Annotated in this window: 18 protein-coding genes; 3 read left to right on the forward strand and 15 right to left on the reverse strand. The window is 47.8% G+C overall.

The features are described 5' to 3' along the window. Positions 1-13: 13 nt before the first annotated feature. On the reverse strand, positions 14-3,592 hold the full coding sequence (locus tag ACZM6M_RS04335) for a DUF5717 family protein (RefSeq protein ID WP_484076229.1): 3,579 nt from the start codon (positions 3,590-3,592) through the stop codon (positions 14-16). Between the two features lie 167 nt (positions 3,593-3,759). Here ACZM6M_RS04335 and ACZM6M_RS04340 point away from each other — a divergent pair, with 167 nt between their 5' ends. Then, complete coding sequence (locus tag ACZM6M_RS04340) at positions 3,760-4,278, forward strand: DUF4364 family protein (protein ID WP_296036999.1); 519 nt, start codon at positions 3,760-3,762, stop codon at positions 4,276-4,278. Positions 4,279-4,316: 38 nt separating this feature from the next. Continuing rightward, positions 4,317-4,868, forward strand: coding sequence for a Uma2 family endonuclease (locus tag ACZM6M_RS04345; RefSeq protein ID WP_417046108.1), 552 nt, complete (start codon positions 4,317-4,319; stop codon positions 4,866-4,868). A gap of 47 nt (positions 4,869-4,915) precedes the next feature. Here the strand turns inward: ACZM6M_RS04345 and yihA are convergent, their stop codons facing one another. The 6 genes from yihA to ACZM6M_RS04375 form a co-directional block, all read right to left on the reverse strand. After that, entirely contained in the window at positions 4,916-5,512 is a 597-nt protein-coding gene (gene yihA, locus ACZM6M_RS04350) for a ribosome biogenesis GTP-binding protein YihA/YsxC (RefSeq protein WP_337433806.1), read from the reverse strand. Next, entirely contained in the window at positions 5,509-7,824 is a 2,316-nt protein-coding gene (gene lon / locus ACZM6M_RS04355) for an endopeptidase La (protein WP_340275460.1), read from the reverse strand. The genes yihA and lon overlap by 4 nt, the downstream gene beginning before the upstream one ends. A 104-nt stretch (positions 7,825-7,928) precedes the next feature. Then, a complete protein-coding gene (gene clpX, locus ACZM6M_RS04360) occupies positions 7,929-9,239 on the reverse strand; it encodes an ATP-dependent Clp protease ATP-binding subunit ClpX (RefSeq protein ID WP_066547721.1) in 1,311 nt (436 codons plus the stop codon). A gap of 34 nt (positions 9,240-9,273) precedes the next feature. Further along, on the reverse strand, positions 9,274-9,855 hold the full coding sequence (gene clpP, locus ACZM6M_RS04365) for an ATP-dependent Clp endopeptidase proteolytic subunit ClpP (RefSeq protein WP_066547717.1): 582 nt from the start codon (positions 9,853-9,855) through the stop codon (positions 9,274-9,276). A 125-nt stretch (positions 9,856-9,980) separates the two neighbouring features. Beyond that, on the reverse strand, positions 9,981-11,267 hold the full coding sequence (tig, locus tag ACZM6M_RS04370) for a trigger factor (RefSeq protein WP_066547714.1): 1,287 nt from the start codon (positions 11,265-11,267) through the stop codon (positions 9,981-9,983). Between the two features lie 129 nt (positions 11,268-11,396). Beyond that, complete coding sequence (locus ACZM6M_RS04375) at positions 11,397-11,954, reverse strand: DJ-1 family glyoxalase III (RefSeq protein WP_066547711.1); 558 nt, start codon at positions 11,952-11,954, stop codon at positions 11,397-11,399. A gap of 132 nt (positions 11,955-12,086) precedes the next feature. On the opposite strand from ACZM6M_RS04375, the gene ACZM6M_RS04380 reads away from it, so the two are divergent. Continuing rightward, complete coding sequence (locus tag ACZM6M_RS04380; RefSeq protein WP_337433808.1) at positions 12,087-12,557, forward strand: CYTH domain-containing protein; 471 nt, start codon at positions 12,087-12,089, stop codon at positions 12,555-12,557. On the opposite strand, the gene ACZM6M_RS04385 is transcribed toward ACZM6M_RS04380, so the two are convergent. From ACZM6M_RS04385 to ACZM6M_RS04420, 8 genes are all read right to left on the reverse strand, one after another. Next, on the reverse strand, positions 12,535-13,104 hold the full coding sequence (locus ACZM6M_RS04385) for an InlB B-repeat-containing protein (protein ID WP_337933313.1): 570 nt from the start codon (positions 13,102-13,104) through the stop codon (positions 12,535-12,537). The genes ACZM6M_RS04380 and ACZM6M_RS04385 overlap by 23 nt on opposite strands. A 99-nt stretch (positions 13,105-13,203) precedes the next feature. After that, entirely contained in the window at positions 13,204-14,283 is a 1,080-nt protein-coding gene (locus ACZM6M_RS04390) for a galactose/methyl galactoside ABC transporter permease MglC (protein ID WP_418926240.1), read from the reverse strand. A 17-nt stretch (positions 14,284-14,300) separates the two neighbouring features. Further along, entirely contained in the window at positions 14,301-15,803 is a 1,503-nt protein-coding gene (locus ACZM6M_RS04395) for a sugar ABC transporter ATP-binding protein (RefSeq protein ID WP_418762435.1), read from the reverse strand. A gap of 97 nt (positions 15,804-15,900) precedes the next feature. After that, positions 15,901-17,103: a galactose ABC transporter substrate-binding protein gene (locus ACZM6M_RS04400; protein WP_337933308.1), complete on the reverse strand. Its 1,203-nt coding sequence runs from the start codon at positions 17,101-17,103 to the stop codon at positions 15,901-15,903. 166 nt (positions 17,104-17,269) lie between these two features. Continuing rightward, positions 17,270-18,328 carry a galactose ABC transporter substrate-binding protein gene (locus ACZM6M_RS04405; RefSeq protein WP_337933306.1) on the reverse strand — a complete coding sequence of 353 codons (1,059 nt, stop codon included), beginning with the start codon at positions 18,326-18,328 and terminating at the stop codon, positions 17,270-17,272. 17 nt (positions 18,329-18,345) lie between these two features. Next, entirely contained in the window at positions 18,346-19,317 is a 972-nt protein-coding gene (locus ACZM6M_RS04410; RefSeq protein ID WP_337933304.1) for a substrate-binding domain-containing protein, read from the reverse strand. Continuing rightward, positions 19,304-21,106: a sensor histidine kinase gene (locus tag ACZM6M_RS04415; protein WP_337933302.1), complete on the reverse strand. Its 1,803-nt coding sequence runs from the start codon at positions 21,104-21,106 to the stop codon at positions 19,304-19,306. The genes ACZM6M_RS04410 and ACZM6M_RS04415 overlap by 14 nt, the downstream gene beginning before the upstream one ends. Next, a complete protein-coding gene (locus ACZM6M_RS04420; RefSeq protein ID WP_489489791.1) occupies positions 21,107-22,744 on the reverse strand; it encodes a response regulator in 1,638 nt (545 codons plus the stop codon). It abuts the gene before it with no gap. Between the last annotated feature and the right edge of the window lie 23 nt (positions 22,745-22,767).

A 22,767-nucleotide genomic window follows, 5' to 3' on the forward strand; every position in this document is an offset into this window, starting at 1 on the left:
CTGTCTCCTCCATCTATTCTTTCACCGGAAACAGGCTTCCCAGCACGGCGGACCGTTTCAGATAGTCCTCCATGGCACCAGCAAGCTTTTCCTCATTTTTCTCTTTTAATGCTGCTCCCATGCGGTTTAAGCAGGCAAAACGGCTGTTTTCCCTCCCATCCAGCTTATGGTCGCAGGTAAGCCTTCCCTCGGCTGTCAGAACCCTTCCCCGGCTCCCTCTTTCATAAATCTGGTACTCTAACGTCTCTCCCTCGAAAAGCACCATTTCCTTTACATAAATCCCCTGGTAAACCCTCCGCATTTCCTCCCGGTGAAAAGAGGTTTCTTCCGGCAGCAGACGGACTTCCATCCAGGGCGCCCGATCCCTGTCACCATGGTACTCCACCATGGTCTTATCCAGGATATCCTCCGGAACAGGAATATGGCGGGACAGGTCTCTGGTATACGGAAATATGAGTCTCTGCTCCAAAAGGAGACGTGTCATAAATAAAAGCAGCTCTTTATCTTCCGGACTGATTTCAGGGATCCCTGCAAAATATTTGGTCAGGGAAAGCAGATACAGCGTAGGAAGCTTTTCTCTGTTAAGGCTCATCCTGGCGGCTTTTTTCAGGTAGTCAAATACCTTGGGATCCATTTCCGTTCCTTCCAGAAAATACTGGGCGCATTTTTCTGTAAAATAAGCCTTCACAATACTTTCTCTGGTCTTTTTGCGGCTCATATACAGATCAAATACAGAATCTATGCGGTCGCAGCAGCCGGTAAACAACATCTGAGCCAGCAGCCGTTCCTCCAGATCATAGGTTTCGATATGCTCCTGCACGCCCCGGATCAGTATCCCGTACATCTGAGACACCGTTCCGTTAAAATGCTCGCAAAGGTAATCCAAAACCACACTATCTGCCTTTCCTGCTTCAAATACACGATAGGAAAAAGATAAAAGCCAGTCATCCTGATCAAAAAGCTGCTGTAAGATCATCCGGCTGCACAGTCTGGAAAGAAGCTGTACATCGATATCTGTGATCTTAAACCTGCAGATCATATCATAAGCTTCCCTGAGAAAATCCTGTCCGATCAGGGTCTCACAGATCCGCTTTCTTGCCTTTTCGCTTAAATCCTCCTTATCCATCTGAACCAGACAGGCACAGTTTGCACTGTTTTTGTCCTCCCTGTCATCCTCTTCCATACGGCAGTAAAATTCCACTACCTGTTCCCTCAGTCCGGTCTCAAACACAGGATTTAACCGGAGAAGATGCGCTGCCTCATCTAACATATGAGCTTCCTGAAGAGTATGGATCCCTTCTCCCATCACCTGACAGCAGGCCCTTAAAAGCAGCATGGGATGATCAGGAGCCAGTTTAGCGCACCGGTCCAGCAGTTCCTTTTTATCCATTACAGGATATTTTCTGTGCTTCACATCCAGATACCGGTTTCCATAGGCATCCTGGAACATTAAGATCATATGGCCGGAACGGGCCGGAACGTATGCCTCTCCCTTTTCCAGAGCATATGTTTCCTCATCCTGCAGCTCTTCACAGCGGACGACCACATACTTCATTCCGGGCTCCTCACAAATAATGCGCCGGGAGCAAAGGATGGCAGGCAGGACCTTTGCCGCCCGCTCATCAATCATATCCTGGTAGATCATATGCTCATAGATCACCGCCAGCCGGCTGTCAATCCGCAGGGCAAAGAGCTGCTCCATGGCAAACTGCTCCATTTCCCTAATGTATGACTGATAAAGCTCAGACGAGGGATTCATGTACAGCAGGATATTCCTGTAAAGAATGCACCGATGCTCCCGGTCCAGAGTCTTATCATAGGAGAAATATAAAAGCACCTCTTTCGGCAGCAGACGGTTATAGTCGTCTGGCAGGGAATAAAGGAAATACTCATACAGCCTTGTAATGTTGATATGAGCCTCCTGGGCCTTTTCATACCATAAAAACGCCTCTCCAGTCTTTTGTTCCCCACGGATCAGCAAACCGCAGACCGCCTCTAAAAGTTTCCGCTCCGGATATGCCTTATAGAGCTGTTTTGCCAGTCTCCACACGGGCTTTCTATAATATTTCTGTGCGGAAATAAAATCTGCTGCCTTTAAAACTGTCTCCCTGTCTAAAAGCCCTTCCCGGATCCCAAGCTGAAGCACCTGAAGTTCAAATGCACCCAGCTTTAAAAACAGTACCGGATGTTCTGTAAGCAGACGGCAGGCTCTTCCGTAAAGGAACGGGCTTCTGCACCCGTTGGCAAAGAGCATTTCCATAGAACGGTACAGATCCAGAGGATTCTGAAGACAGGTCTCATCGGTACGGATCAAAAGGAGCAGCAGCCATGGGGATGGACTGCCCTTTTCCCAGAGATGCTTCCTTATATAACGTATCAGTTCTTCCTTTCTGCTTTCTGAGGGATTTAATAAAAGACACAAATATTCATAATAGCAGTACAGCCACGGCATCTTTTCCTGTTCCTTCAGGACTTCCTCCCGCACCTCTTCAAGAGCCGCCTGCGCTGTATCCTTGCGTCCGGAAAGCATCAGATGCTCTGCCCTGAGAAGACGCACCCTGCCATCCTTTGGATAAAGAATGCGAAGCTTTTCTGTTTCCTGGAGCAGCTCCTCCTCCCATTCTCTGTCCGTAGAAGCAGCAAGTTCATAGAGGAGCCGCTTCTGTATATATTCCAGAAATCCTTTTTTATCCTCTGCCGTTTCCCTGTATGGATCCCGGCGTTTCCTTCTCTCGGCCTCAATAGGGATCACAAACTCCCGGCGCGGGGTACGGATCACGATCCGCCCCATGTTCTTTCCTCCGTGAAGAGCATCTGGTAAAATTCGATAAGGGATCTGGCAGCGGTTTTCCGTAAAATCCCGGTCTGTCACAGAAGACGTTTCCAGAGAAATAAACGCTCCCTCTGCCTGAAGCACGGCCTCTTTATATCCCCATCCGCTGAGCGCCAGCTCAATAAAGTCTTCCTTCTCCTCTTCCAAATCCCTATAGCATCTGGGCGATGTATCTGTGCTGATCCTCACCGGCTCCTTTACATGAAGAGCCACCAGAAATTCTTCCAGCAGATTTTTCCTTCCGTTTCTTCCCCGCAGGCCTTCGTAAATGCTTCTGGCTTCCGGTTCCTGCATAAAGGGCGCCTGTATAAAATCCTGATACTCAAACAGACGCAAAGCCAGCTCTATATTTTTCCGCGCAAGGTTTGCAAAGTCTCTGGCCGTCTTTAAAGATGCCAGTTCCTCCCCTCCGGTTCCCGTCTGAATGCGCAAAGAATAAGGAATCTCCCTCTCACCTCCATTGGTGACCAGGTAAAAAGATCCCTTGATTTCGTCTCCATCTTCCATACAGCGGGTGTCGACCTCATATATAATATGGCTGCGAAGGCCTCCAAAAGCCTCATTTACAGCCCGTACTCTCTCATTGCTGGAATAGACCAGTCCTTTTATGTACAGATCATTCGTACTCTGCACAAGAAATTCGCCCTTTACCGTCTGGCCTGCCCCAAAGGAGCCTTCCAGACGCTCAGGCTTTATCATCAGCCCCGGAACACCGCCGTCAACGATGCCTCTGGCCAAACGGTTGATCCGTTCTCTCATACACCTACCACCTGTGTCTTCCTCTTATGCTTTTTGCTTACGTTTCATGATAACACATTTTCATATAATTTAAAAGAGAAATCTGCACTACAGCTTGATTTACCCCCTTAAACTTGGTATGATAGACGGTAAGAATTGCAACAATTTTATTCAATGGAGTGCGCGATATGCTGACTGAGCCTATGACCCTATATAAACTGATGAATCTGTATATGTTAAAGCAGGTGAACTTCCCCTTAAGCAACGCCCAGCTGACCAGCTTTTTTACGGAGCACGAATATACTACCTATTTTACCCTTCAGCAGGCCCTAAATGAACTGGAGGAAGCAGGACTGATCCATAAGGAAGCCAGCCACAGCAGCACACGCTATGAGATTACAAAGGAGGGGGAAGAAACCTTAAACTTTTTCGGCAAAAATATATCCCCAGCCATTGTGGAGGACATGGATCAGTATTTAAAGGAAAATAAATTCCGACTCCGTGAAGAGGTAGGAACCACGGCTGATTTCTATAAAGGCACCAATCAGGACTATATCGTTCACTGCGAGGTACGGGAAAACAAATCCGTCCTGATCCGTCTGGATCTGTCCGTTCCGGACAAGGATCAAGCCGAGGATATGTGCAGCGCCTGGCGCTCTAAAAGCCAGGAAATCTATTTCCATATTATGCATACGCTGCTGTCGTAACATAAACGGAAATTTCGTTTTCAGAAAGAAACCATTTTATGCCTTTGTTAAAACCCAGACTTTATACATCGGATGATTACTGGAATCTGCCAGAAAATACCCGGGCAGAGTTAATTGACGGACAGCTCTATAACATGACTCCTTCCAGCCGAATCCATCAGAGAATATCCGGACAGCTGTATATCACCATTGGAACATACATTGAGGAACATCGGGGAAACTGCCAGATCTATGCCGCCCCCTTTGCTGTCAATCTGGACTGTGAGGACAAAAACTGGGTAGAGCCGGATCTTTCTGTCATCTGCGATCCTGACAAGCTGACAGACCGTGGATGCTCCGGTGCTCCGGATCTTATCATCGAGATTGTATCCCCCAGCAGCCGGAGGATGGATTATGTTCAAAAACCCGTCCTGTACTTAAATTCCGGCGTCCGTGAATATTGGATCGTTGACCCGGTCAAAAAATGTACAACTGTTCATCTCTACGATCAGGATCCCGCCGAATTTGCCCCTGTTATCTTTCCCTTTGAGAGTGATATCAGGGTGGGGATTTATTCGGATCTTTGTATTAATATCAGTAAGCTGTTGTAAAAAGGGCTCCCCGGCTGAATGGATATAGCCGGGGAGTCCCTTTTTCTTTATTCTTCTGTTCCCAACGCCACACTCTCAATCAATTCCCATATCTCCTCTCTCCCCTGCTTTGTCTCAGCAGAAAAAGGAATCAGGATATCTTCTTTCTCCATTCCCAGCCCTGTGCGGATGGTCTTTACGGCCTTTGGCACCTGGCTGCGTTTGAGCTTGTCCAGCTTGGTGGCGATGATCACCGGATGGTAGCCATTGCTCACCACCCAGTCGTACATCATTTTGTCATTGGCAGAGGGCTCGTGGCGGATATCCACCAGCAGAAACACCAGCTTAAGCATGGGGGATTTCTGCAGATACCGCTCGATCATCTTTCCCCACTTTGCCTTGGCCTCCAGAGAAACCTTTGCGTAGCCGTATCCAGGCAGATCTACATAGTACAGCGCCTGATTGATGTTGTAAAAATTGATGGTCTGCGTCTTTCCCGGCTGGGACGAGGTTCTGGCATAGGACTTGCGGTTCATCAGGGCATTGATCAGGGAAGATTTGCCCACATTGGATTTGCCTGCAAAGGCAAATTCCGGCAGCGTATTTTCCGGCAGACGGCTGGTGACGCCGCATACGGTTTCCAGATCTACGGATTTAATAATCATGCAAATGCCTCCTTTACCACTGATTCCATGTTTTTAACAAATACGATTTCCAGTCCTTTTGTGATCTCCTTAGAAAGCTCTCCGATATCCGGCCTGTTTTTCTCCGGCACAAGAACCTTCTTAATATGGGCCATCTTGGCTGCCAGGATCTTTTCTTTTAAGCCTCCGATAGGCAGTACCCGGCCTCTTAAGGTAATCTCACCGGTCATGGCTACCTTTGCAAGAACCTTCTTTCCTGTCACAGCAGACAGCATGGCTGTCGCCATGGTAATGCCTGCTGATGGGCCGTCCTTTGGCACAGCGCCCTCCGGGATATGGATATGCAGGTCATGTTTTTCAAAATAATCGTCTGCCAGCCCGTATTCCGGGCAGATAGAACGCACATAGGTAAGAGCCGTCTGAGCGGATTCTTTCATTACATCTCCCAGCTGTCCGGTCATTAAAAGATTTCCCTTTCCAGGCATCACATTGACTTCGATCTGAAGAGTATCGCCTCCGGCGCTGGTCCAGGCCAGTCCCCGTACGATTCCCACCTCGTCCTCCTCATTTGCATCCTCAAAGGTAATCTTTTCCTTTCCCAGATATTTTTCCAGATTGCTTTCCGTGATGCGGATACGGCTGTGCTTCTTATCCTCCAGATACCCTCTGGCGGCCTTGCGGCACACGTCTCCGATCCGGCGCTCTAAGTTTCTCACTCCGGCCTCTCTGGTATAATTGTGGATAATCTTTTCCAGGCTCTTATCGGAAAATACGATCTGCTCCTCTGTCAGTCCGCTTCTCTCTCTCTGCTTTCCTACCAGATAATCCTTTGCAATGTGGAACTTCTCATTTTCCGTATAGCTGTTTACCTCAATGACCTCCATACGGTCCAGAAGAGGCCCTGGAATGGTCTGGGTTGTGTTGGCCGTGGCAATGAAGAGAACCTGGGATAAATCAATGGGCACCTCTATGTAGTGGTCCCTGAACCGCACATTCTGTTCGCCGTCTAAGACCTCTAAAAGAGCCGATGAGGTATCGCCCTTATAATCGCTGCTTACCTTGTCAATCTCATCAAGAAGCATCAGCGGATTGCTCACTCCCGCCTGACGCAGTCCCTCTGCCAGACGGCCGGGCATAGCGCCAACATATGTTTTCCGATGGCCCCGGATCTCAGCCTCATCCCGGACGCCACCCAGACTGATGCGCACATACTTTTTATTCAGCGCTCTGGCTACAGATCTGGCAATAGATGTTTTTCCCGTTCCCGGCGGGCCTACCAGACAGATAATGGGACTGGTGCCCTTCTTTGTAAGGCTGCGCACAGCCAGATACTCCAGAATACGCTCCTTTACCTTTTCCAGGCCGTAATGGTCTTCATTAAGCACTTCCTGGGCATGAAGGATATCATCATTATCTTTTGACATTTTTTTCCAAGGAAGCTCTAAAAGGGTTTCAATATAGGTCCGCAGCACATTTGCCTCCTGGCTTCCCGTGGGCATGGTACGGAAGCGTCCGACTTCCTTTAAAAGCTTTTCCTTTACTTCCTTTTCTGCCTCTAACTTCTCTGCCTTTTCCTGATAATCATCTGCATCTGACAGGGAAGTATCCTCTCCCAGCTCCTGACGGATGATCTTCATCTGCTCTCTGAGGATGTATTCCTTCTGATTCTTATCGATATCTGCCTTTACCTTTTCCTGAAAATCTTTTTTGATCCGGTAAACCTCCATCTCGGTAAGCAGCGTCTGAAGCACGGTCTCATAGCGGACGGAAAGCAGGGTGCACTCAAGCACATTCTGGCGCACCGTATAATCCCAGGGAAGCTGGATCGCAATCTGATCCAACAGCTCAGACAGGTCGTTGATCAGAAGAAGGGACGGCAGGTTTTCCTTGGCTGCCCTTAAGTTTACGGTTCCATACTCCTCCAGTTTTTCCCGGATGATCCGCACCATGGCTTCCTTTGCCAAGTCATCTGCATCCTCCTGCTCCGGCTCCATGGAACTGATCTCTCCGATCAGACAGGGCTCCTGCGAATCAAAATCAAGAAGCTCCGCACGCTCAAGCCCTTCTACCAGCACCCGCACTGTCTTTCCCGGCAGCTTCACCAGCTGCTTTACGACTCCAATGGTACCTACCTGGTATAAATCCTTAAGCTCAGGATCCGGAATTTCCGGATGCCTCTGGCTGACTAAAAACAGCTTCTGATCTCCGATCATGGCCTTTTCCACCGCCGCTACGGACCTGGGCCTGTTTACATCAAAATGCTGTACCATTCCCGGAAGAATGGTAAGTCCTCTTAAGGCCACTACCGGCATGGTTATCACTCGTTCTTCCATCTGTTTGTCACCTCGTATCTTTAAAAAGGCCGCTGCAAATGCAGGAATCTGGTTTGCAGCGGTCTGAAATGTTCTTGCTAATTTTCATCGATCAACGGTACGCCTTAAGCGATCTCCCCGTTTCTTCCTCCTCTGATCCGTTCGGATAAAGGCTTTCTGGCTGCCGGCTGCATATCTCTGTATACAAACTCCGGCTCCCCTGTTTTATCGATCACAGCCTTTGTAATGGTGCAGATACCAATGGAATCATCGGAAGGAATCTCATACATCAGATCCATGATTGCGCTTTCCAAAATGGAACGCAGTCCTCTGGCTCCGATCTTGCGCTCTACCGCCAGTCTGGCAATCTCCTCCAATGCTTCTTTGGTAAACTCAAGCTTTACATTGTCAAGTTCGAACAGCTTCTGGTACTGCTTTGTCAGAGCATTCTTCGGCTCAGACAGGATGCGCACCATAGCTTCCTTTGTCAGCTGCTCTAAAGATACCTCTACCGGCACACGGCCGATAAACTCAGGGATCAGGCCGAATTTTGTCAGATCCTGAGGCTCTACCTTGCGCAGAAGCTCATCAATATCCATCTCATTGCGGTTTACCACCTCAGCATTAAAGCCGATAGAGCCAGCGCTGATGCGCTGTTCCACGATCTTTTCCAGACCGTCAAAGGCGCCGCCGCAGATAAAGAGGATATTGGTGGTGTCGATCTGGATCAGCTCCTGATGAGGATGCTTTCTGCCTCCCTGAGGCGGAACGCTGGCAACGGTTCCCTCCAAGATTTTAAGAAGCGCCTGCTGTACGCCTTCGCCGGACACGTCGCGGGTAATGGAAACATTTTCTGCCTTTTTAGTGATCTTGTCGATCTCATCAATGTAAATAATGCCGTACTCCGCACGGTTTACATCGTAATCAGCCGCCTGGATCAGCTTTAAGAGAATATTTTCCACGTCCTCGCCTACATATCCTGCCTCTGTGAGGGCCGTAGCATCTGCAATGGCAAAGGGGACATTCAAAATCTTCGCAAGAGTCTGTGCAAGATAGGTTTTACCGGAGCCCGTGGGGCCGATCATCAGGATATTGCTCTTCTGCACATCCACATCCATATGCCTGCAGGAGGTGACGCGCTTGTAGTGATTGTACACGGCAACGGAAAGAACCTTCTTTGCCGCCTCCTGTCCGATCACATACTCATCCAGAAATGCCTTGATCTCCTTTGGCTTTAACAGATGGATATCATTTAAGACAGAAGCCTCCTCTGCATCTCCCTCTAACTCCTCCTCCAGAATCTCAGAGCACAGTTCAATACACTCGTCACAAATATATACATTACTGTCGCCCGTTCCGGCAATCATCTTGCGTACCTGATCCTGCGTCCTTCCGCAGAAGGAACAGCGGATCGTGTCATCTGGTCTAACTGGCATACTATACCTACCCTTTCCTATCTCCTAACTCTTCTCAATGATGTGTGAGGATCTCATCGATCAGGCCGTATGCCTTTGCTTCCTCAGCAGACATATAGTTGTCGCGCTCCGTATCCCGCTCGATCTCCTCAATGGATCTGCCTGTATTGGCTGCCAGGATCTCATTTAACTTTTTCTTGGTCTTTAAAATGTTTTCAGCTACAATCTTGATCTCTGTCGCCTGGCCTCTGGCTCCGCCGGAGGGCTGATGGATCATGATCTCGGAATTGGGAAGAGCAAAGCGCTTGCCCTTTGTTCCTCCTGCAAGAAGGAATGCACCCATGCTGGCTGCCATGCCGATGCAGATCGTAGACACATCGCATTTGATGTATTTCATGGTGTCATAAATAGCAAAGCCTGCGGATACGGAACCGCCGGGGCTGTTGATATAAAGGTGGATATCCTTGGAAGGATCCTCCGCCTCCAGAAACAGAAGCTGAGCCACAATAATGCTTGCGGAAGTATCATTTACCTCTTCGCCCAGGAATATGATACGCTCCTTTAACAGCCTGGAGTAGATATCGTAGGAACGCTCTCCCCTGCTGGTCTGTTCAATGACATAGGGTACTAAACTCATGTAACCATCCTCCTGTAATTCTGTATAATAAAACACTTATTTTCAAAATGAAACCAGGGAGATCCTCCCTTTCCTGCGCCTTTCAGACACACGAAAGAAGGGATCCCCCTGCCATCCTGTGTGGATTAAACCAGCTTAGCCTCGGATACTAACAGATCAACTGCTGCCTGAACTGCAAGGTCCTGCTTCATCTGGTCCTTATCGCTGTCCGTCATGTAGCTCTTAAGTTTGTCAGCCTCCATCTTGTAGGCCTCAGCCATCTTTGCGATCTCCTCATCTAACTTCTCCTCAGAAGTCTCGATGTTCTCAGCCTTTACAACTGCCTCAAGAACCAGTCTGGTCTGGATGCGCTTTACAGCCTCAGGACGCATCTGATCCTTCATCTGATCTGCAGTCATGCCTGTGTACTTCATGTACAGATCCATGGACAGACCCTGGCTCTGCATACGCTGTGCAGTTTCCCGAAGCATGTTGTCAACCTGAGCGTCGATCATCTTCTCCGGAATCTCCATGGAGGCATTCTCAACTACCTTTGCAACTACGCGGTCTTCATTCTGGGAAGCGGCTGCCTTCTCTTTTCTCTCCTGGAGCTTCTTCTCGATATCCTGCTTGTACTCATCCAGAGTATCAAACTCGGAAACCTCAGATGCGAACTCATCATCCAGGGCAGGAAGCTCTTTTACCTTGATCTCCTTTACAGTTACCTTGAACATAGCAGGCTTTCCTGCCAGCTCTGCTGCATGGTACTCAGTTGGGAAGGTAACGTTTACTTCGCACTCCTCACCGATGTTCTTGCCGATAAGCTGCTCCTCAAAGGTATCGATGAAGGAATGAGAACCAATGGTTAAAGGATAATCCTCAGCCTTTCCGCCCTCAAAGCCCTTGCCGTCTACAAAGCCCTCAAAGTCGATGACAGTCTGGTCGCCGTCAGCTACCGGACGATCCTCAACAGTCAGCAGTCTTGCATTCTGTTCCTGTACTCTCTTAAGCTCTGCCTCAACATCCTCAGCAGTTACAGCAGCGTCTGCCTTCTCAACCTCAACGCCCTTGTACTCGCCTAAGGTAACTTCCGGCTTAACAGCAACTAATGCGCTGTAGATGAATGCCTGATCCTTACCAATCTGCTCTACTGTGATCTCCGGTCTGGAAACGATATCCAGTCCGCTCTCCTTCATAGCCTCAGCATAGGTAGAGTTGATCGCTTCGTCAGCAGCATCCTCATAGAATACAGCCTCACCGTACATCTTCTCGATCACAGCCTGAGAAGCCTTGCCCTTACGGAAGCCGGGGATTGCAAAACGGTTCTTTGTCTTGTTGTAAGCCTTCTTGATCGCAGCCTTAAAATCTTCTGCGCTGACTTCAACGGTCAGCTTAGCCATATTTTTCTCTAACTTTTCTACCTGTACACTCATTATTACGGGTTCCTCCTTAAAATATATGTGATTCGCCCATAACCATGAGGGCGCTACACTTCAATGTAGCATTATATCATGGAGACGGGAAAAAGGCTAGTATTTTTTGAAAAAGTTAAGCAGATCCGTCTATTTTGCCTGATTGTACTGGATCGCAGCCCTAAGGCCGGCAGCATGCTGGGATCCTAAAAGAAGGCGTACCAGTTCCAGGCCCAGATCCAGCGCATAGCCAAGTCCTCTGGCTGTAGTGATATTTCCGTCTGTCACTACGCCCTGCAGCGTATGGGAAGCCCCGTGAAGCATGTCTTCAAAGCCAGGATAACAGGTGGCAGTCCGTCCTTTTAACAGATCCATCTCTCCCAGGATACTGGGAGCCGCGCAGATGGCCGCCAGCCTCCTGCCCTGCTTATTAGCACGGCAGATGGCTTCAGACAATCCCTCATGTGCTTTTAAGTTGCTGGTTCCGGGCATCCCTCCCGGAAGAAACAGTACGTCCGCCTCATCCGTATTTACCTCTTCAAAAAGAACGTCTGCCTGAAAGTGGATTCCGTGAGCGCCGGTAATGTCTTTCCGGCCCATCACCGATACCAGTTCTGTATCCACGCCGGAACGCCTCAAAACATCCACCACTGCAAGACACTCTACTTCTTCCAGTCCGTCTGCCACAAATGCAAAAACCTTTGACATAATATATTCTCCCTTTATCTTATATTGACATTATTTTATCATTTCTCCCTTTCCCTGAAAAGAGATAAATGATATGATAGTCTCTGCGAAAAGGGATAAAATATAGATAAATCTCACAAAGGAGTGTTTTAAATGGAAATCGAACGTAAATACAAGATCGAATGTCTGAATGATCTGCCGGAAAATTACCGGGCCTTTCCCTGCCATGCCATTGAGCAGGCCTATCTGTGCACTGATCCCGTGGTGCGTGTGCGCCGGGAGGACGATTCCTATTATCTCACCTACAAAGGAAAAGGACTCCTTGCAAGGGAAGAATATAATCTTCCTCTCACAAAGGAGTCCTATGAACATCTTTTAAAAAAAGCCGACGGCCTGGTCCTCACAAAAGTGCGCTGGCTCCTTCCCCTGGAAGGAAGAACCGATCTGACCATTGAACTGGACATCTTTTCCGGCTGCTACAAGGGACTGATCTTAGCGGAGGTGGAATTTCCTACCATAGAGGATGCAGATTCTTTTACGCCGCCGGACTGGTTTGGGGAGGATGTTACCTTTTCGGGACTGTATCAGAACAGCCGCCTTTCTAATCCTCATAAACAGCCGTAAGGACATGTTCGCCTGTCATGGCTACTCTTGTGTCAGCTTCGATCATCTGACCGCTGTAAATCCATCCCTTAAAGGATACGCCCGTTTTTTCAGGTTCCGGAAGTGCTCCGTACACTTCCCCATAGGTCACAAAAACCGGTTCTGCCTCTGTCTTTCCATCTACCGTTCCCCCATCCAGATCAAACTTAACCAGAACAGAGGCAGGCTTCCACTGGGCAGTCAGCGTCATATCTCCTTTTACCTGATCGTGCTCAAACGACCACTCCCCTTCTGCCTCTTCTCTCTTCCAGCACACAAATTCATATCCTGGCTTCTGAGGTTCCTCAGGCTTTTCCACTAATTTTCCATAGCGCAGCTTCTGATAGGGGATTTCTCCGCCGCCCCGGGTGTCAAAAGTCACACGGTATCCTCCGTTGATACTGAAAATAACGGTCAGCACAACTGCTAAAAGGATCATTCCCACGATCAGGCCATCCAGGATCCGTATGGGCACATCCTTGCTTCCATAAATCCCTCTGCCAAAAAGCTTTTTCTTCTCTTCTTCCATGCGGAAACCTCCTTGTGTCACATTCATACGATAATCGTTCAGACAAAAATTGCTGCGGATGCGTACAATCCGCTTCCGCAGCAATAAAAATTCAGCTTATTATTTTCTTACCAGATACTTTCTCATATCGATGGAGCATGCCACCAGAATGATAAGTCCCTTGATAATGTACTGCAGGTTCTGGTTAATGGACAGGAAGTTCAACGCTACGAAAATGATCCGCAGAAGGAACACGCCCAGTACCACGCCGCTGATCTTACCAGTACCGCCTACAAAGGATACACCGCCGATTACACAGGCTGCAATCGCATCACACTCATAGTTCAGACCTGTATTGGCAGTATTGGAACCGATACGTGCAGACTCGATAAAACCGGTCAGACCATACATCATACCTGCCAGAGTATGTACCATAATGATCGTCTTGTTTACATTAACACCGGATACATTGGCCGCTTCCGGATTGGAACCTACGGCAAACATATTTTTGCCAAACGCAGTTTTGTTCCAGATAAACCACATTACGACTACGATAACAATTGCATACCATACATAGTTTGGAATCGGAATGCCGCCCAGAGACAGCTTGCTGCCTGTTACAAAGCTCTTAAAGGAATCATCCAGGCCGGAAAGAGGCTGGCCGTTGTTTCCATTGATCATAACATACATCAGCAGAGCGCCGTATACGATCAGCTGGGTAGCCAAAGTAACGATAAAGGGATGAAGCTTAAACTTGGCTACGAAAAAACCGTTGACCCATCCTACAATACCTCCCACAACCATAACCAGAGGAATTACAACCCAGATAGGCATAACCGGAAGGTCAGGGAACATTCTTGTTGCATAACTTAAGGACTGCAGCAGGGATGCGGAAATACAGGCAGTCAAACCTACAACGCGTCCTGCAGAAAGGTCTGTACCGGTCAGTACAATACATCCTGCAATACCACAGGCAATGGGGATGTTTGCTGCTGAAAGGCTGACAATGTTTACAATGGAGTTTCCTGAAAGGAACTTGTGGTTCTGAGAATAGGTGTAAATAATAGCAATGATCAGCAGGATGTAAAGCGCATTGTTGATCAGGGCTTCCTTCCAGTAGGTGGTTTTATCTTTTGCATCCAGACTTTTGTAGTAATCTATTTTCCCCTGGATAGCTGCGAAAATATTCAGTCGGCTCATTTGTCCATATCCCCCTTTTATACATATTTAGCTGCAAGTGTCATAATTTCTTCCTGAGTGGTATTTCTGGCGTCAACTTCCCCTGCCAGCCGTCCTCCTGACATCACCAGAATACGGTCGCATACTCCTAAAAGCTCCGGCATTTCTGAGGATACCATGATGACTACCTTGCCTTCATTTGCCAGGTCAATGATCAGCTGATAAATCTCATATTTCGCACCTACGTCGATTCCTCGTGTAGGCTCGTCCAGAAGCAGCACCTCTGGCTTTGTAAGAAGCCATCTTCCCAGAATAACCTTCTGCTGGTTTCCTCCGGAAAGACTGCGGATTTTTGTTTCCTGGGTAGGCGTCTTTGTATGCATGGCGTCAATGGACCACTGGGTATCCTGTCTCATCTTTTTGTCGTCCAGCATCAAAGGAAATGCCTTGCTCCGATAATTTTTAAGGTTCGAAATAACCGTATTTTCACGAATATCCAGAATACCGAAAATACCGGTTGCACGGCGCTCCTCGGTCAAAAGGGCAAAACCATTTTTGATGGACTCTCTTGCATTCCGGTTTAAGACCTGCTTCCCGTCCAGACGGATCGTTCCCGACTTTCTGGTGGCAATACCAAACAGATTCTCAAGAACCTCTGTCCGTCCGCTTCCATCCAGGCCTGCCAGTCCAATGATCTCACCCTTTCTTACATTAAAGGAAACATCATTTAAAAGAGAATACTGGCCGCTTAAATGCTCTACCTCAAGGGCCACCTCTCCTGCCTTGTTTGTCTTTGGCGGGAACTGATTGTTCAGTTCACGGCCTACCATCAGTTTGATGATTTTTTCTGTGGTCAGCTCCTTTGCCGGCTCCGTGGCTACCCAGGTACCGTCGCGCATAACTGTAACTTCATCAGAAATACGCAGGATTTCTGCCATCTTATGGGAAATGTAAATAATGCCGCAGCCCTTGTCACGAAGCATATTGATGATATCAAAGAGGTGCTCTACCTCCTGCTCCGTAAGGGATGAGGTGGGTTCGTCAAATACGATCACCTTTGCGTCATAGGATACCGCCTTTGCGATCTCCAGCATCTGACGCTGGGATACAGGCATGGTGCTCATAATCCGTCTGGGATCTACATCGATTCCCAGATCGTTAAACAGCTTTTTTGTATCCTCATACATTTTGTGTTCGTCAATCATAACTCCCTTGCGGGGATAGCGCCCCAGCCACAGGTTATCCATTACACTGCGCTTTAACGCCTGATTCAGCTCCTGATGCACCATGGCTACACCATGTTCCAGAGCCTCTTTTGAATTTTTAAAGTTAATTTCATTTCCTTCCAGATAAATATGTCCGCTGTCCTTATTATAGATGCCGAACAGGCACTTCATCAACGTAGATTTACCAGCGCCGTTTTCACCCATAAGAGCATGGACAGTCCCTCTTTTTACTGTCAGAGAAACGCCGTCCAGAGCCTTTACACCCGGAAACTCCTTACAGATATCTGTCATTTGCAGCAGCACTTCTTTATCCATACAGCTTCCCTCCCCGCTTTCCTTTTACTGCGTGTATTCCTTTCAAAAAGCGGCCCTGCCGCTTGGGGCAGAGGCCGCTTTCAAAATCAGACTTTCATCATTCGCCTGTATAAGCAGCGTATGGGATATAGATCTTGTTGCTTACATTCTCAGAAATGTTATAGCTGTCTGTTCCATCCATAACAGCCTTGCCTTCTGCCACGTTCTGTGTCAGGAATGCAATTGCCTCTGCCATACCTTCAGCATCCTGCTTGATGGTACCTGTCATCTTGCCGTCTGCGATCAGCTGCTTTGCAGCATCTGTAGCATCTACGCCGAATACAGGAATTGTGGTGCTGGTTCCATCGCCAAGGTTGTAACCCTTATCATTTAATGCGGAGATAGCGCCCTCTGCCATACCATCGTTATTGCAGATGATCAGCTCGATCATGTTGTTGTTCTCTTTATTATACTGGGACAGGTTGGTGTTCATATAGTTGTTTGCTGCAGTTGCGCTCCAGTTGCCGTCCTGGTCAACCTGATAGCAGTCCTTGTTGGAGGAATCAAAGTACTGAAGCTCAGCTTTTCCAGCTTCTGTCAGAACCTTGTTTGCATCCTCTACAGCATACTGTGTACGGTAAATTGCCTCTACGTTTCCTAACTGGCCCATGAACATTGCATAGCTGATGCTTCCGTCACCATTTAAATCTACGGCATCAAAGTTCTCTACCAGATACTTACCGATCATATCGCCCTGCATATGGCCTGCCTCGGGAGCATCGGTTCCTACAAATGCGCACTTGTCATAGCTTCCAAGTACTTTGCCCTCTTCCTCATCAGACTCAACGGCACGGTTAAAGAAGATAACAGGAATGCCTGCCGCCTGTGCCTTGTCTACAATAGCCTGAGAAGCGTCAACAGAACCGGAGGTAACGATATTTACGATCAGAAGATTGGCACCGGTGCTGATCGCAGTATCGATCTGCTCATTCTGTGTAGTCTGATTGCTGTTTGCATCATAATCCTGGAAATCAATCCCAGCTGCCTTTAAGGACTCGTCCAGGGCGGTACGGACGCTTGAAATATATGTGTCGCTGTATGTATAATAGAATACACCAACGGTCATATCCTCAATCTTCTTGCCCTCTTCCTTTGCGGCCTCTGTAACTGCCTCGCTTACCTTCTCAGCTTCAGATCCTGCTGCGGTTGTGTCAGCTGCTGCAGCCGCGGTTGTTTCCTTTGCTCCGCCTCCGCATCCTGTTACGGAAAACGCCATCATGGCTGCCAGAGCAACAGCTGCTGTTTTTCTGAATTTTCTCATCGTTGTAACTCCTCCCATTTGTTTGTTTTTATTGGACACCATGTCCGTTTGACAAGATATATTTTAGAATGTTTTTATGCATTTTTCAATACATTTTTATTTTCCACATTATCGAATTTATTTGATTTCTTCTTTTTTCGATATTTTTCTTCATTTTTTTGTGATTTTATTCTATTTTTCCTGTCTCCGGCGCTTCATCTTTCCTCTTTCGTATCTCAGGATAGGAAGGACACCTGAAATATGCTCCTCTTTCCAGGCTGATGTCCTCCGGCGTCCTGCCTGTCTCTGCCAGAGACAACGCCATGCGCATCATGGTTTTTCCATAAGTTTCTCTGTCGATCACCACTGTTCCAAGCATAAAACCAGACTCCACTGCATCCAGTCCAGCCGGAGTGCCGTCAATCCCTGCCACACACACCGGCCGGATAATGCCCAGGCGGCGCAGCGTATCAATAGCCCCCAAAGCCATATCGTCATTGTTGCTGAGCACCAGCTCAATCTGCTCCGGAAATTTCTCCAGCCACTGCCCCATAAGGGCATCTGCCTGGCTTCTTTGCCAGTTGGCGATCCCCCCGGTGAGTTTTTCCAGATCCACCCCGCGGTTCTTTAATGTCTGCACAGCCCATTCTGTCCTCATAAGAGAATCCTGATGTCCTCTCTCTCCTTCCAAAATCACATAGCTTACCTTTCCATCCCCGTTCAGATCCAGAATTTCAGGACAGGCGTCATAGGCATCGGCAATCATATTCCCCTGGCAGACCCCCTCTTCCTTCGGATTGGCCCCAACATAAAAAAGTTTTTCCCAGCGGTTTAAATCCTCACTCACAGGTTCCCGGTTAAAAAAAATCACCGGGACCTCCCGGTCCATAGCCTTATCAATGATCACAGAAGCAGCAGACCGGTCTACCATATTGACACAGATCACATCACAGCCCAAAGCCAGGAACCGGTCCACCTGGCTATTCTGGGTATTCTGATCCTCCTTGGCATCCATTACATCCAGGATCATCCGTATTCCTTCCGTTTTCTCATACTTTTTTGCTTCTGTTTCCAGAATACGGCAGATTGAATTGATAAACGTATCGTCGTCTCTGTAAAGAGTAATGCCGATGCGCACCGATTCCGGTTCTTTGTGATCCGGGCACCGGTCTGCAAAACAGCGGTATAACGCAAAAGCCCCAAGAATCACCGTTAAAAAAAACAGTCCATATCTGTATCGTTTCATTTTCCCCCTCCTTGCGGCTAATCCATGGGATAAAGCATTTTTTCAAATTTACGGCTGCGGATGTCCGAACGTTCTATATAGTAGGAATCAAGACAGATACGTTCCTGTTTCATGCCCTTTTTTATCCCCTCAGCCGCTTTCTGAACGGACAGATATCCCTCATTATAACTGTTATGAACTACCAGCCCCCGAATCAGTCCCTTATCCATCTGATTCAACAGATACGTGGTGCTTCCCACCCCGAAAACACCTGCCAGACGGCCCGTATACCGGTCATCACTATTTAATATCTGTGCTGTCTCTGTCATGCTTTCTGCATCCAGGGCCGCTATCGTTGCTTTCGGAGCTTCCGGATAAAGGATGGTTTCAAAAACTGTTTTAAAATCAGAGCCGCTTTCCCTGCTGCAAAGCACGGCTTCAAAGCCTTCTGTTTTCAGCGTTTTTACAAAAGACTCGTAAATAGGACGATTATTTCCAGCGGACTTTTCTTTCGCAAACACATAAATCGGCGATACGCTGTCAATCTGTTCCGCTACCGCACGTCCCAGAAGTTCCCCCTCCTTTTCATAATCTCTGATCACGGAGGTAACAGGAAGCTCTTTTGAAGGATGATTCCCCAAAAGAATGATAGGGCAGCTATATGCCAGTGATTCCAGACGTTCCGGATCATTTAGCTCTCTTACAGGAGCTACGATCACCGCCTGCGCTCCCCCTTTGATCTCCCGTTCAATAAGCTCCTCCTGCTGCAGGGCATCCCCCTCCTGATAAAGCGTTACAAAATGCACATCGGCGTTATAGTCTCTGGCTGCCTGCTCTACCCCCTTTTTGAAATTGGCATAGCACTCATCTGTGGTAGAATCCAGAACAACCGATATAGGATAAATCTCCGCCTTTTTTTCCTTTATGATCAGATCTGTGAAGGAAAGAAGGAATAAAACTCCCAAAATAGCACCGAAGATACACCATATCAGTTTTTCACGTTTTGTCATGCTCCTCCTTTTGACGGATCTCGCTGTATGCCACTGCCGGAAGATGGATCGTTACCACAGTTCCCTCATCCGGTTCTGATTCAATGGAAAGTCCATATTCACTGCCAAAATACAGCCGGATCCGCTCATTTACATTTTTCACTCCAATCCCGGAACCTCTGGACGAGCCGGTATGGGGCGTATCAGAAAAGAGCCGGGCCACCTGTTCCTCTGTCATGCCCAGGCCATTATCAGACACCTTCAGGTACAGATCCTCTCCCTCTTTCCAGGCGCTTATAAAGATTTCCCCGTCGCCATCCATAAACTCCATGCCATGGTAGATGGCATTTTCCACCAACGGCTGAAGCATCAGTTTCAGGCTGGCAAGTTCCAGTACCTCATCCTCCGCCTCTATGGTATAACTGAACCGGTTTTTAAACCGCATATGCTGGATCATAAGATAGTTTCTCACATGTTCCAGTTCATCTTTCACTGTAATAATGCTCTTTCCGCGGCTTAAGCTGATCCGAAAAAAACGCGCCAGAGCAGTGACCGCTTTCACTGCCTGATCTGGTTTTTCATTTTCGATCATCCACACAATAATATCGAGGGTATTATAGAGGAAATGGGGATTGATCTGAGACTGCAGCGTATCAAATTCCTGCTTTCGTTTCTTTTCATGCTCCGATACTATATCTGCCATCAGCACCTGGATCTGCTTTGCCATATTCTGAACTGACTGGCCCAGATGCCGGATCTCATAAGATCCTTCCGCATCCACCTTTGCATTCAGATTGCCTTTTTCAATTTCATTGACAGAAAGCTCCAGCTTTCGTATGGGTGTAGTGATTCTGGATGAAATATAGGAATTAACAAGAGACATAAGAAAGAGGATAAAGGCAGCCACAAAAACCACCAGAAGCTGGGTCTTAAGGCTGTTGAGGGAAACGGTCTGCCTGGGGGCTACGCCGATCAGCTTCCAGCCTGTGTAGCCGACTGATTTTACGGTAATTACCCTTTCTTCTCCATGAAAGGTTTCCTGATAGATCCCATCCCTGTATTCCGATACAGCCCGATTATTTTCATGTTCAAGTCCCGAATCGATCAGCTGGGCTCTTGGATGATAAATGATCTCTCCGTTTCCGTCTATGAGATAAATATACCCTTCATTTCCCAGAGTAACGCCGTCCAAAAGCAGCTTAAGTCCTGTATAATTCAGATGGATCAGCAAAATCCCCTGAACCGTATCCGTACCCTTCGTAATCTCCACCACCCGCGTCATGGGGATCACCCAGCGGTACTGATCACTGCTGCTCTCAAAAATCTGCTGAACCTGCGGAAGAAAAAAATGCTGATTCTCCGTCCGATCCAGCGTATAGGAAAACCATGCCTCCCTTGTTACATCCAGATTGTTTCGCACACGAAGAGCCGGTACCGATTCCAGCAGTTCCCCATCAGCCGAAAAAAGAGCGATACTATCTGTCTGATCCATATTATTTTCATAAAGCAGGTTAAACCGTTCACCGACGGACGGGTCTGACAGGTCTGCATTTTTAATAATACTGTAATACAGGGAATCAGACAGCTTCATAACCGTTTTCAGATAATTTTCCACAGAACGGTTTACCTGATCGATCAGGATCTGATTTTCCTCCATTACTGTTTCAGAAACCTGCCCAGACATTCTCGTATACAGAGAGAGGCCAATAAAAATACTGGCAGCTGCTGCTGTAATTGTAAAATACAGGAAAATAATAGAACGTATACCGCCATTCCCAAAGGGCAGCTGCCGCTGTCTGAATGTTTTCATTTACTTTGCTCCCCTGAATTTCGTGGGAGATACCCCGAAACGTTTTTTAAACACATAGCTGAAATAGTTCTGTTCCTGGTATCCTACCTTTGCCGCGATCACATAGGTCTTGTCATCAGTCTTATTTAAAAGTTCCACCGCCTTGTCAAGACGCACCTCTGTCAGGTAGGCAACATATGTTTTTCCCGTTTCCTTCCGGAACATAGTGGAAAAATATGCCGGGCTCATATGCAGATGACGGCAGATCTGTTCCACGGACAGCTCCGGCTCCTGATAGTGCTCCAGAATATACTGTCTCGCTTCCCGGATCACCTGCTTCATGGTATTGTCTCTTTCCCGGTTCATGGCCTGGTGGATATAGAGCGCTGTATTTAAAAGCCAGATGGAAAAATCCTCCTTTTTCTGCAGGCCAGGGAGCATCTCAAGGCTTCCGTTTTCCTTTAACTCTCCGTTAAACACAGCCTCCATATCCAAATCATACAGCTGCAGCAGCTGGATCATAGAATTTGCCACCGACAGCATATACGCCTGCTGCTGGCGGAAATGAACCTTTGCATCATTCATCCTGTCCATGATCTGAGCCACAGCCTTCTCAATCTTTTCTTTGGGGCCGAATTTAATAGCTGCCGTCAGCTCCGCTTCTGTCTTGCCGTCAAGCTCCAGCTTTCCCCGGCTCACCGGCTCCATATCATTAATATAAATGGTACTTCCAATGCCTACGATGGCCTTATACCCCAGGGAATTGACCGCTTCCTTATATGAATCGCAGATCCGGCAAAGACGTGGGGAATTATTTCCAATACCAATGGTAACAGGCACGGCCAGGATCTTTCTGGTTTCCTTACAGATATCTCCCAGTACATCAATAAGGCCTGTCTGGCTGTTTTCCCCGTCAATGGCGGCAATGACCGACAGACCGGATTCCTGAACACCGGCTGCGTTAAAAAGAGCAAAACGGCAGTAAGCACCCAGCTTTTCCTCCAAAATCTGCATCACGGAAATGGGGATCAGATCCTTTTCCTGATGAATGGCCAGCTGGCCCATGCGCTCCTTTTCCGGCTCCTCGATGTCAATCGCAGCAGCGATCCACTTCTTGGCTCCCAGAAGATCCAGATCGTATTCCCGCATCCGGCTTTCCACGATTGCCGGATCCATGGAATGGCTTACAAGTTCATTTAAAAAGTTTTCCCTTAAAATAGGAAGGCTTCTGATATAGTTCTCTCTCAAAAGGTTTACATTCCGCTTCTGCTCGATTTCCTGATCCAGATTCACCTTGATCCGTTTTAAGATTGCTGTCAGTTCCTCCACATTCACAGGCTTTAAAATGTACTCTGTCACGTTGAGCTTAATGGCCTGCTTGGCGTACTCGAAATCATCAAACCCCGAAAAAATAACGATTTTCATGGAGGGGTATTTCTGCCGGATCCGCTCTGCAAGGGTAAGGCCGTCCATATAGGGCATACGGATATCGGTCAGCACTACATCCGGCTCCAATGCCTCGATCTTTTCCAGCGCATCCTCTCCGTTTTCCGCATCTCCTGCCACAAAAAAACCGGCCTCTTCCCAGTCAATCTTTCGGATAATGCTCTTTCTTACTTCTTCTTCATCATCCACCAGGATGATACGGTATAATTCCATATGCAGTTCCCCTCTCCCAGTCT

The organism is Enterocloster sp. (genome assembly GCF_057861365.1).